At 61.7% G+C, this 12,052-nt stretch carries 9 protein-coding genes; 7 read left to right on the top strand and 2 right to left on the bottom strand.

Annotation, left to right across the window (positions count from 1 at the left end; translation table 11 throughout):
* Positions 1 to 18 precede the first annotated feature (18 nt).
* From GZH91_RS15380 to GZH91_RS15390, 3 genes are all read left to right on the top strand, one after another.
* A complete protein-coding gene (locus GZH91_RS15380) occupies positions 19 to 3,849 on the top strand; it encodes a DUF3683 domain-containing protein (protein ID WP_147072939.1) in 3,831 nt (1,276 codons plus the stop codon).
* 82 nt (positions 3,850 to 3,931) lie between these two features.
* On the top strand, positions 3,932 to 5,026 hold the full coding sequence (locus tag GZH91_RS15385; protein ID WP_147072938.1) for an MBL fold metallo-hydrolase: 1,095 nt from the start codon (positions 3,932 to 3,934) through the stop codon (positions 5,024 to 5,026).
* A gap of 72 nt (positions 5,027 to 5,098) precedes the next feature.
* Positions 5,099 to 5,509: an HIT family protein gene (locus GZH91_RS15390; protein ID WP_147072937.1), complete on the top strand. Its 411-nt coding sequence runs from the start codon at positions 5,099 to 5,101 to the stop codon at positions 5,507 to 5,509.
* A 44-nt stretch (positions 5,510 to 5,553) separates the two neighbouring features.
* Here the strand turns inward: GZH91_RS15390 and phoR are convergent, their stop codons facing one another.
* Together phoR and phoB are read right to left on the bottom strand one after the other, a co-directional pair.
* The gene (gene phoR / locus GZH91_RS15395) at positions 5,554 to 6,861 is read right to left on the bottom strand and encodes a phosphate regulon sensor histidine kinase PhoR (protein ID WP_147072935.1); all 1,308 of its coding nucleotides are present in this window, start codon (positions 6,859 to 6,861) and stop codon (positions 5,554 to 5,556) included.
* A 66-nt stretch (positions 6,862 to 6,927) separates the two neighbouring features.
* Positions 6,928 to 7,620, bottom strand: coding sequence for a phosphate regulon transcriptional regulator PhoB (gene phoB, locus GZH91_RS15400; RefSeq protein ID WP_147072932.1), 693 nt, complete (start codon positions 7,618 to 7,620; stop codon positions 6,928 to 6,930).
* Between the two features lie 147 nt (positions 7,621 to 7,767).
* Between phoB and ubiE the strand changes: the two genes are divergently transcribed.
* Genes ubiE through GZH91_RS15420 form a run of 4 tightly spaced genes read left to right on the top strand, consistent with a single transcriptional unit; the run spans position 7,768 to position 12,045 of the window.
* Positions 7,768 to 8,502 carry a bifunctional demethylmenaquinone methyltransferase/2-methoxy-6-polyprenyl-1,4-benzoquinol methylase UbiE gene (ubiE, locus tag GZH91_RS15405; RefSeq protein WP_147072930.1) on the top strand — a complete coding sequence of 245 codons (735 nt, stop codon included), beginning with the start codon at positions 7,768 to 7,770 and terminating at the stop codon, positions 8,500 to 8,502.
* On the top strand, positions 8,502 to 9,098 hold the full coding sequence (locus tag GZH91_RS15410) for a ubiquinone biosynthesis accessory factor UbiJ (RefSeq protein WP_147072928.1): 597 nt from the start codon (positions 8,502 to 8,504) through the stop codon (positions 9,096 to 9,098). The genes ubiE and GZH91_RS15410 overlap by 1 nt, the downstream gene beginning before the upstream one ends.
* Positions 9,098 to 10,624, top strand: a complete 1,527-nt coding sequence (gene ubiB, locus GZH91_RS15415; RefSeq protein ID WP_147072926.1) for a ubiquinone biosynthesis regulatory protein kinase UbiB — start codon at positions 9,098 to 9,100, stop codon at positions 10,622 to 10,624. The genes GZH91_RS15410 and ubiB overlap by 1 nt, the downstream gene beginning before the upstream one ends.
* A 14-nt stretch (positions 10,625 to 10,638) precedes the next feature.
* Positions 10,639 to 12,045 (top strand): sodium:solute symporter family protein, encoded by a 1,407-nt coding sequence (locus GZH91_RS15420; RefSeq protein ID WP_147072924.1) that lies wholly within the window; start codon positions 10,639 to 10,641, stop codon positions 12,043 to 12,045.
* Positions 12,046 to 12,052 lie beyond the last annotated feature (7 nt).

A 12,052-nucleotide genomic window follows, 5' to 3' on the forward strand; every position in this document is an offset into this window, starting at 1 on the left:
GTAATCGCCGTGCCGCTCATGGACACCCCCCGCCTACGCGAAATTCCCTACAATTACACTTCGTTTTCCGACCGCGAAATCGTCATCCGCCTGCTGGGTGGGGAAGCATGGGAAATCCTCAACCAGCTGCGCGCCGAACGCCGCACCGGCCGCTCGGCACGCATGTTGTTCGAGGTGCTGGGCGATATCTGGGTGGTATCGCGCAACCCCTATCTGCAGGATGACCTGCTCGCCAACCCCAGGCGCCAGACGGCGTTGATCGAGGCGCTGAATCATCGGCTGAATGAAATCGACGCGCGCCGGCAGGACAATCCGCTGGTTGCGCCGCTGCTGGAAACCGCGCGCCGGGCAGTGGCAAATTTCGAATCGGATTTTGCCCATACGCGCCGGTTGCGCCGCGATACGCTAAAAAAACTGGGCCGCCACACACGCAAGGACAACATCCAGTTCGACGGCCTGGCGCGCGTTTCCCACGTCACCGACGCCACCGACTGGCGCGTGGAATACCCCTTCGTCGTGCTCAACCCGGACACCGAAGCGGAAATCGCCCACCTGGTCAAAGGCTGCATCGAACTGGGGCTGACCATCATTCCGCGCGGCGGCGGCACCGGCTACACCGGCGGTGCGATTCCGCTCACACCGCATTCCGCCGTCATCAACACGGAAAAACTGGAGGCGCTGTCCGCGCCCGAGATGACGCGCCTGCCCGGCGTGGATCGCGACTACGCCACTATCCACTGCGGCGCCGGGGTGGTGACGCGGCGGGTGATGGACGCGGCGGATGAAGCGGGCTTTGTGTTCGCAGTCGATCCCACCTCGGCCGACGCCTCGTGCATCGGCGGCAACGTGGCGATGAACGCCGGCGGCAAAAAGGCCGTGCTGTGGGGCACGGCGCTCGACAATCTGGTGTCGTGGCGCATGGTGACACCGGACGCGGAATGGCTGGAAGTCACCCGCCTCGACCATAATCTGGGCAAGATTCACGATGCCGCAATGGCACGGTTCGAGGTTCGGCGCTACGCCATTGACGGCACAGCCGAAATCGCCAGGCCGGAGGTTCTGGAAATCCCCGGCCAGCATTTCCGCAAGGTGGGGCTGGGCAAGGACGTCACCGACAAGTTCCTGGCCGGCCTGCCCGGCATCCAGAAGGAAGGCTGCGACGGCATCATCACCTCCGCCCGCTTCATTCTGCACCAGCTGCCCGCATTCACGCGCACCGTGTGCCTGGAATTCTTCGGCCAGGTGCGCGACGCAGTGCCTGCCATCGTCGAAGTGAAGGATTATCTGGATGCCCACCCCCACGCCATCCTCGCCGGACTGGAACATCTGGACGCGCGCTACATCAAGGCGGTGGGCTACGCCACCAAGGCCCACCGCAACGAACGCCCGAAAATGATCCTGCTGGCCGACGTGGTGTCGGATGACGAGGCCGCCTGCGGCGAAGCGGCCTCGCACATCGTGCAGCTCGCCAATGCCCGCGGCGGCGAGGGTTTCATCGCCGTGACTGCCGAAGCGCGCAAGAAATTCTGGCTGGATCGCGCCCGCACCGCCGCCATCGCCGCCCACACCAACGCTTTCAAGATCAACGAGGACGTGGTGATCCCCCTGGACCGGCTGGCGGATTATTCCGACGGCGTGGAACGCATCAACATCGAACTATCCATCGCCAACAAGCTGAAATTGCTGGATGCACTGGAGCCGTTTTTCCGCGCCGCACTGCCGCTGTTCCAGGATGAAGATACGGTGGCCGATCCGCAGATGACCGAGGAACGCCGTAGCCGGGCGCTGGCCTTGCTGCAAAAAACCCGTGCGCGCTGGCGCTGGCTGCTGGACAATCTCGACGCCGCGCCGGCCCGCGCCGAACTCGCCATCGCCAACACCGGTCTGGTCGCGTCCAACGGCCACACCACGGTGTTCCAGGCCTTGCAGGATCACACCCTGCGCGTGTCGTGGAAGCGTGAACTGCGCAGGGAGCTGCAGCGCATTTTCGTCGGCCGCGAATACCAGCCGGTACTGGACGCGTGCGACCGCCTGCACAAACAAACCCTGAAAAGCCGCGTTTTCGTGGCGCTGCACATGCACGCCGGCGACGGCAACGTGCACACCAACCTGCCGGTCAACTCCGACGACTACACCATGCTGCAGGAAGCCAACGCCGCCGTGGCGCGCATCATGCAGCTGGCGCGGGATCTGGGCGGGGTGATTTCGGGCGAACACGGCATCGGCCTCACCAAGCTGGAATACCTGGAAGATGAAGCGATCCAGAGCTTCGTGCGCTATAAAACCAAAGTTGACCCGGAAGGCCGCTTCAACAAGGGCAAGCTGATGCCCGGCGCGGATCTGCGCAACGCCTATACCCCCAGCTTCTCGCTGCTGGAAACCGAGTCGCTGATCATGGAACAGTCCGAGATCGGCGAGATCGCCGACTCGATCAAGGATTGCCTGCGCTGCGGCAAGTGCAAGCCGGTGTGCAACACGCATATTCCGCGCGCCAATCTGCTGTACAGCCCGCGCAACAAGATCCTCGCCACCTCGCTGTTGATCGAGGCTTTTCTGTACGAGGAGCAGACCCGGCGCGGGGTTTCCATCCGGCACTTCGACGAGTTCGGCGATGTGGCCGACCACTGCACCGTGTGCCACAAGTGCCTCAACCCGTGCCCGGTCAACATCGACTTCGGCGACGTTTCCATCGCCATGCGCAACTTCCTGCGCAAGCAGGGCAAGAAAAAGTTCAACCCCGGCACGACAGCGTCGATGTTCTTCCTCAATGCCACCGACCCGGCCACCATCAAGCTCACCCGCAAAGTGATGATAGACTGGGGCTACAGTGCGCAGCGCTGGGCTTACCAGGGCGCGAAGAAACTCGGTCTGGTCAAAGCGCAGACCGCTCACCCCCCTGCCACTCTCGGCACCGCCCCGATGCGTGCGCAGATCATCCACTTCATCAACAAGCCCATGCCCGGCGGACTGCCCAAGAAAACCTCGCGCGCGCTGCTGGGGCTGGAAGATGCCAGCATTGTGCCGGTGATCCGCAACCCGGCCAAACTCAGCGAGGATTCCGACGCGGTATTCTACTTCCCCGGCTGCGGTTCGGAGCGGCTGTTCTCGCAAGTGGGGCTGGCGACGCAGGCCATGCTGTTCGAACTCGGCACGCAAACCGTGCTGCCGCCCGGCTATCTGTGCTGCGGCTATCCGCAGACCTCGAGCGGGCAGGCGGATAAAGGCGAGGCCATCACCACCGAAAACCGGGTGCTGTTCCACCGCGTGGCCAACACCCTCAACTACCTCGACATCAAGACCGTGATCGTGTCCTGCGGCACCTGCATGGATCAACTGTTGAAGTACCAGTTCGAGAAAATCTTCCCCGGCTGCCGCCTGCTCGACATCCACGAATACCTGCTGGAGAAAGGTGTAAAACTGGAAGGAGTGAACGGCACGCGCTATATGTACCACGACCCGTGCCACACGCCGATGAAGACCTACCAGCCGCTGAAGGTAGTGAACCAGTTGATGGGCGATGAGGTAAAACTGTCCGAACGCTGCTGCGGCGAATCCGGCACGCTGGCGGTGTCGCGCCCGGACATCTCCACTCAGATCCGCTTCCGCAAGGAAGAAGAAATCCGCAAGGTGGCCGGACAACTGCGCGCCGGATCGGGCGAAGCTGCCCCGGTGAAAATCCTCACCTCATGCCCGTCGTGCCTGCAGGGCTTATCCCGCTACGATGACGACGCTGCAACCTCTGCGGACTACATCGTGGTGGAAATGGCCAGGCACCTGCTGGGGCCGGACTGGATGGCGAATTACATCGACAAGGCCAGCAACGGCGGCATCGAGCGTGTATTGTTATGACCGCGCCATGGCCTGGACAGGATTTTCCCCGGCCGGCCGATGAACAGACTTTCCGATTCTTGAATTTCCATGGAAGGTAAGCATGAAAAACCTGACTTTTCTTTTAGCGTTTGCTCTTGCAAATTCCGGCCATGCCGTGGAAATGGTCGAGATTGACCCGCCGCCGCTCGAGGGCGTGGGCCCACAATTGTTTGGCACCCAGCCCGGCAAGAAATATCTGCCTGAAAAGGCAGTCGACAGTCCTCGCCCACCCCATCTGACGATATCCCGGCATGCCGGGGACAACGAACCGCTGCCCTATTACGCCATCGGCCCGGATACCTATTTCCTGTTTGCCAACATCGCCGAGGTGGATGGCAATAACCGTGGTTTCAACGGCAATGCGGGCTTTGTGGTGACCGATGACGGGGTGGTGGCGATCGACGCGCTGGGCACGCCGACGCTGGGCCGGCGCATGATCGCAACCATCCGCAAAGTCACCAGGCAGCCCGTCCGTTATCTCATCCTGACGCATACCCACCCCGATCATTATTACGGCGCCCAGGCTTTTGTGGAAGCCTTCCCGGATATCAAGGTGATCAGCCACAAGGGCTCGGTGGATTATGCCTATTCCTCCACGATCCAGCGCTCCGTAGCCTACCGCAAGGTGTTTCTTCCCACGGACATGAAGGGATTCAAGGCAGTGGTGCCGAACGTGCTGATCGATGCGCCCCGTTTCGGCAAGACGACATTCAAGCTCGGCGCAAAAACCTTCGATCTTTACAATGTGGACTACCAGCATTCCCATGGCGACCTGGTGCTGCATCAGGCAGAGGACAACATCGTGTGGATTTCCGACCTGGCATTCAACGGCCGCATCACCTTCATGGGCGATGGCCATTACAAGAGCGCGCTTGAGGGGCAAAAATGGCTGCTGCAAACGTTTCCCGATGCACGTCTGATGGTGCCGGGGCATGGCGCCCCGCAGACGCCGCCTTTCCCGATGGTCGCGCGCACCATGCATTACATCCAGGCGCTGGAAGCCAAAATAAAATCCGCCAGGGAGCGGAATCTGGGCTTGCAGGATGCGGTGAACCAGTCGGAACTGCCCGAATTCAAGAATGATCCGCTGTATGGGCTGAATCACAGGCCCAACTCAAACTTTATTTTCAGGGAGATGGAAGAGGAGGATTTCTGACATGGCGACACCGCACAGCATGCATGCGCGCAGCCGCCTGATTGCATCCGTCCGGCAATCCCGATACCCGGCATGAACCCTTGCGAATTATGCGACACCCCCGGCGGCGAGGTGCTCTGGCGCAATGACCTATGCCGCGTGGTGCTGATAGACGACGTGGACTACCCCGGCTTTTGCCGGGTGATTCTGAATGCGCATGTCAAGGAGATGAGTGATCTGAGCGAGGCGCGCCAGACGCAGCTGATGCGCGCGGTGTTTGCCACCGAAACGGTGCTGCGTGAGGTACTCAGGCCGGACAAGATCAATCTCGCCAGTCTCGGCAACATGACGCCGCACCTGCACTGGCATGTCATCCCGCGTTTTGCCGGCGACCGCCATTTTCCCAACCCGATTTGGGGCGCGCCGCAGCGCGAATCGCGCCCGCAAGGCCAGCTCAACCTGATCGCCGGAATTCTGAAATCTGCGCTGGCGCAGCGGCTGTAACCCCGGGAAAATCGCTTACCCATGGGGAGCCCGGGGGGAAACAATCAAGCTGCCGGCGGCGCAATCACCCGGCTGGCCGGAAAACACGCAGCAAAACAGCTGCCCTTGCCGACCTGGCTCTCTATCAGCAGCCGCGCCTGGTGGCGGGTAAGCACGTGCTTGACAATGGCGAGGCCGAGGCCGGTGCCGCCGGTTTCGCGCGAGCGGCCACGGTCGACCCGGTAGAAGCGTTCGGTGAGGCGCGGGATATGGTGCGGCTCAATGCCTTCGCCGGTGTCGCTCACGCTGAAACACACTTCACCCGCGCGCGCAGCCCAGCGCAGGCTGATGTTGCCGCCCTTGGGAGTGTAACGCACGGCATTGCTGACCAGATTGCCGAAGGCGCTACGCAGTTCATCAGGGTTGCCTTTAACCCAGCGGTCAGAATCGATGAACAGTTCGATACGGTGGCGCTCGCCGCTCAGGCTCTGCGCATCCTGAAATAACAGCCGCGCCAGCGCAGGCACGTCTGTCGCGGATTCCTGCAGACGGTTTTGCGGGCTCTCCAGACGCGACAGGGTGAGCAGGTCTTCCACCAGCATGCGCATGCGCTCGGTCTGCTGCTGCATCAAATCGCTGTAGCGGCGGAAATCCACCGGATTGATGTGCTCCATGTCGGCAAAAGTTTCCAGGAAACCACCTACCACGGTAAGCGGGGTACGCAGCTCGTGCGAAACGTTGGCGACAAAATCGCGGCGCATCGCGTCAACCAGCTCGATCTGGGTAATGTCCCTGGAGATCAGCATCTTGCGTTTGTCGCCAAACGGCACCAGTTGTACCGACAGGGTCACATCGCGGCTGGCGGGGGATTTCATCACCAGCGGCTCGCTGTAATCGTGCCCCGCCAGATACTCATGAAACGGTGCCTGGCGGATCAGATAACCGATGAATTGCCCGCGGTCAGCTGCGTCATCCAGACTGAAATGGCGGCTGGCTGCGGGGTTGAACCAATCGATCTGGTCGGTGCCGTTGAGCATCACGATACCATCGGGGATGGCCTGGGCGGCATGCTCGAAGCGATCGAGCAGCGCAGACAGCTTGGTCGCGCTGCGCTTTTGCCGGCGCAACAGGCGCTCCAGGCCATAGAAAATGTCGTCCCACGCGCCGCGCGCCTGGGGAATGCCGCCGCGCTCACCGCGTTCCAGCCAATGGATCAGCGCAGCCATCTGGCGCAGGTTGTAAATCAGATAGCCCAGCACTCCCAGCATGAACAGGATGATGCCAGCGGTGACACTGAACATGACCGCCACCAGCAAAGCAGCAAACAGGTTTCCCCCCAGCACCAGCACCGGTCGCCACCAGAAATCAAACAAGGCAATCCCCGTCGTTTAAAAGGGGTCAATTATGCTTGAAATCAGACAGTGCCGGGCGCAACCCGATCACGCAGGCTGCGCCGACAGGCGATAGCCCGCACCACGCACCGTGTCAACCAAGGTTTCATGCCGGGTGGGCTCCAGCGCCAGACGCAGACGGCGGATGTGAACGTCCACGGTGCGCTCCTCCACAAACACGTGGTCGCCCCATACCTGATCGAGCAGCTGTGAACGCGAATACACGCGCTCCGGATGGGTCATCAAAAAATGCAGCAGGCGAAACTCGGTCGGCCCCAGTTCCACCGGCGTCCCGTTGCCGGTGACGCGATGGCTCACCGGGTCCAGACTCAGGCCGCGAATCTCCACCTTGTCCTCGGTCATCTGCGGCGCGCGGCGGCGCAACACGGCCTTGATGCGCGCCGACAATTCGCGCGGGGAAAACGGCTTGGTGATGTAGTCGTCGGCGCCCGTTTCCAGGCCGAGCACCTTGTCACGCTCTTCGCCGCGGGCAGTGAGCATGATGATGGGCACATTTTTCATGCGCCCGTCCGCGCGAAATTTCCGGGCGAGGTCTATCCCGCTCATGCCGGGCAACATCCAGTCCAGCAGCACCAGATCAGGCAAGCTGTGCTTCACCATACCTGCCGCCATCTCGGCCGAATCGGCACACAGCACGCTGTGACCGGCCTGCGTCAGATTGAACTTCACCAGTTCCTGAATGCCGGGTTCGTCCTCTACCAACAATATCGTCGCAGCCATATGCGCTCCCATTTAGCATGTTCAATATTAATGCATGTTATGACAGCCTTGTGACAAACTCATGACAACGGGACATAGCGCATCGCCTTTTGTTTAACCCCCGTGTCGGTTATGATTCTGGCTGTTTTCTCTGATTGTTTTCGCGCCATGGACACCACCACCCACTTTGGTTTCAAGACGGTTGCCGAATCCGCAAAGGCCGGCAAGGTCGCCGAGGTTTTTCATTCCGTCGCACAGCGCTACGACGTCATGAACGATCTTATGTCAGCCGGACTGCACCGCGCCTGGAAGCGTTTCACCGTCGAGACCTCGGGTGTAAGGCCCGGCAATCGCGTGCTTGACGTGGCAGGCGGCACCGCCGACCTCACCCGGCTGTTCCTGAAAAAAGTGGGCGGCTCGGGCCAGGTCTGGCTTACCGACATCAACAGTTCGATGCTCAGCGTGGGACGCGACCGGATGCTGGACGAAGGGCAGGCGGTGCCGGTGGCACAGTGCGACGGCGAAAAACTGCCGTTCCCGGACAACTATTTTGACTGCGTGAGCGTGGCCTTCGGCCTGCGCAACATGACCCACAAAGACCTCGCGCTGGCCGACATGTATCGCGTGCTGCGCCCCGGCGCGCGGCTGCTGGTGCTGGAGTTCTCCAAGGTATGGAAACCGCTGGCGCCGCTCTACGACGCTTACTCGTTCAAGCTGTTGCCGTTCATGGGCAAGCTGGTCGCCAGGGACGCAGACAGCTACCAATACCTGGCTGAATCCATCCGCATGCACCCCGGCCAGGAAGAACTCAAGACCATGATGGAACACGCCGGATTTGCCAAAGTGGATTACTACAACCTCAGCGGCGGCGTGGTTGCCTTGCACAAAGGCTACAAGTTTTAATGCTGTCCGGTCTGGCTGCCAGCGCGGGCCTGCCGCTGCTCAATCACCTGTTGCACGGCGCACCGTGGGCGCGCCAGCGCCTGCTGGCGTGGGCGGGCAAAACCGTCAGCATCGAGCTATTCCCGCTGCGCCTCACCCTGGCTGTCACTGCAGCGGGCACGTTTGCCGCTGCCGAGGCCAGCGCAGCGCCCGACGCCCGTATCCGGCTTACCCCGCTGCAGGCCGCGCGCCTGGCGATGAAAGACCCGGCAGTATTCCGCACTGTAGTCATCGAAGGCGATGCCCAGTTTGCCGCTACGCTGGGCAGCGTTTTCCGTGAACTGGATTGGGATGTGGAGGCGGAGCTGGCGCGCGTGGTGGGTGACGTTGCCGCACATCGCATCGTGCGTGGCGCACGCGGTTGGCATGAGTGGCAGCGCCACGCCGCAGACAGCACGCTGCAAACCCTTGCCGAATATGCCATCGAGGAACGCCCGCTGCTTGCCGGTCGCCGTCATGTCGCTTCTTTTATCGCTGAGGTGGATGCAGTGCGCGACGATGTGGCGCGCCTGGAAAAACGCCTGCAGTTGTGCGCCGCGCGCCGCAACCCGAACTGATGCGAATCCTGCGTCTGATCACCATCGTCTGGGTCGCGCTGCGCTTTGGCCTGGATGAATTTTTTCTCGGCCACGAGCGCGTGCGTGCGCTGCGCTGGCTGGTCAAGACCACGCTGTTCTGGCGCAACCTGTCCGAGCCGCGCGCAGTGCGGCTGCGCCAGGCGCTGGAAGCACTCGGCCCGATTTTTGTCAAATTCGGCCAGATGCTGTCCACCCGCCGCGACCTGATGCCGCCGGACATTGCTGACGAACTGGCACGCCTGCAGGACCGTGTACCGCCCTTCCCCGCCGGGCTGGTGCGCACCACCCTGCAGCGCGTCTACGGCAGGCCGGTGGAGCAGGTGTTCGCGCAGTTCGAAGCCGAGCCGGTGGCCAGCGCCTCCATGGCGCAGGTGCATTTTGCCGTATTGCAGGACGGCACCGAGGCCGCCGTCAAAGTGCTGCGTCCCGGCATCGGCGCGGTGATCGAGCATGACCTCGGCCTGCTGGAAGCCGGCGCCCTGCTGGTGGAAAAACTGTTTGCCGATGGCCCGCGCCTGCATCCGCGCGAAGTGGTGGCGGAGTTCCGCAAAACCCTTGCCGACGAGCTCGACCTGATGCGCGAGGCCTCCAACTGCTCGCAGTTGCGGCGCAATTTTGAAGACTCCGAGCTGCTCATCGTGCCGGAAGTTTATTGGGATTATTGCGAGCCCGAGGTGATGGTGATGGAGCGCATGAAAGGCGTGCCCATCAGCCAGATTGACACGCTGCGCGCGATGGGCGTGGACATCCCCAGGCTCGCCATGGCCGGAGTGGAAATTTTCTTCACCCAGGTTTTCCGCGACACTTTTTTTCATGCCGACATGCACCCCGGCAATATCCAGGTCAATGCCCGCGGGCAATATATCGCACTCGATTTCGGCATCATGGGCACGCTTACCGAGGTGGACAAAAACTACCTCGCGCAAAATTTCCTCGCATTTTTCCAGCGCGACTATCGTGCCGTGGCGCAGGCCCACGTGGATGCGGGCTGGACGCCGCCTGACACCCGCGTGGACGAATTCGAGGCGGCCATCCGCGCCGTGTGCGAGCCGGTATTCGACCGGCCGCTGAAGGAAATCTCCTTCGGCAAGGTACTGCTGCGCCTGTTCCAGACCTCGCGCCGTTTCAACATGGAAATCCAGCCACAGCTGGTGCTGTTGCAAAAAACCCTGCTCAACATCGAAGGCCTCGGTCGCCAGCTCGATCCCGACCTGGATTTGTGGAAAACGGCCAAGCCGTTTCTGGAACGCTGGATGAACGAGCAGGTGGGCTGGCGCGGCGCAATCAGATCCATCAAACAGGAAGCGCCGCGCTGGGCCGTATTGTTGCCGCAATTGCCGCGTCTGGCGCACGCCTACCTCGGGCACAACCGCAGCGCTGATCTGGCGGCACTGTCCAGACAGCTGGCTGCCGCTCAGGCGCGCCAGCAAAAAATTCTGGCGCTGATTGCGCTGCTGCTCGCCATTTTGGCCGTGCTGGCCGGGTATAGCTTATTCAGACATTAAATTGAGGGACGCCTATGCTGATCTGGTTCGTGATGCTGTATTTGCTCATCTCCATCGGCATCGGCCTATACGCCGCTACCCGCGTACATAGCGCCAAAGACTATGCCGTCGCCGGGCGCTCGCTGCCGCTGTACATTGTCACCGCCACCGTGTTCGCTACCTGGTTTGGCTCGGAAACAGTGCTCGGCACCTCCGCCACCTTCCTGCAGGGCGGCCTCAAGGGCATTGTCGCCGACCCGTTCGGCGCCAGCATGTGCCTGGTGCTGGTCGGGCTGTTTTTTGCACGCAGGCTGTACCGCATGAACCTGCTCACCATCGGCGATTATTACCGCCAGCGTTATGGCCGGACGGTTGAACTGCTGACCAGCCTGGCGATTGTGGCGTCTTACCTGGGCTGGGTTTCGGCGCAGATCACCGCACTGGGGCTGGTGTTCTCGCTGCTCACCCACGGCAGCATCAGCGCCCATGACGGCATGATCATCGGCGCCGGCATCGTGCTGGTGTACACCCTGTTCGGCGGCATGTGGTCGGTGGCGTTCACCGTTTTTTTCCAGATGATCATCATCGTTGTCGGCATGCTTTACATCGGCTGGGTGGTGAGCGGCTACGCCGGCGGCGTCGGCAACGTAGTCGGCCACGCGCAGGCGGCGGGCAAATTCCAGTTCTGGCCCAGGCTGGAAACGCGCGACATACTGGCTTTCAGCGCCGCCTGGGTGACCATGATGTTCGGCTCGATCCCGCAGCAGGACGTATTCCAGCGCGTGATGTCGGCACGCAGCGAAAATATCGCGGTGACGGGCGCCGTGCTGGGTGGCAGCCTGTATTTCCTGTTCGCCTTTATCCCCATCTTCCTGGCCTACTCCGCCCTGCTGATTGATCCGGCTTCGGTCAGCGCGCTGCTCGGCACAGACCCGCAGCACATCCTGCCCGACCTGATCCTCAACCACACCCCGGTATTCGCCCAGGTCATGTTCTTCGGCGCACTGCTGTCGGCGATCATGAGCACCGCCAGCGGCACCTTGCTGGCACCCTCGGTCACCTTTACCGAGAACATCCTCAAGCCCTTTATCGGCCATCTCAGCGACCGCCACCTGTTGTGGGCAATGCGCGCCGTAGTGGTCGGCTTTGCCTGCATCGTCACCGTATTCGCGCTCAACTCCGGCGCCAGCATCTACAAGATGGTGGAAAACGCCTACAAGGTCACCCTGGTGGCAGCGTTCGTCCCGCTGGTGTTCGGCCTGTACTGGAAACGTGCCAACACCCGGGGCGCGCTGTTCGCCATTGTGGCGGGCGTATCCTCCTGGCTGCTGCTGGAGATCTTCCACCCGGATGGCCTATGGCCGCCACAATTGTTCGGCTTGCTGATGAGTCTGGCGGGGATGCTGGTGGGGTCCTTGATAAGCCGGAAGCATAGCGCCTGAATGTCGA

The sequence above is a fragment of the Sulfuriferula plumbiphila genome (assembly GCF_009938015.1).
GTDB classification, from domain to species: Bacteria; Pseudomonadota; Gammaproteobacteria; order Burkholderiales; family Sulfuriferulaceae; genus Sulfuriferula; species Sulfuriferula plumbiphila.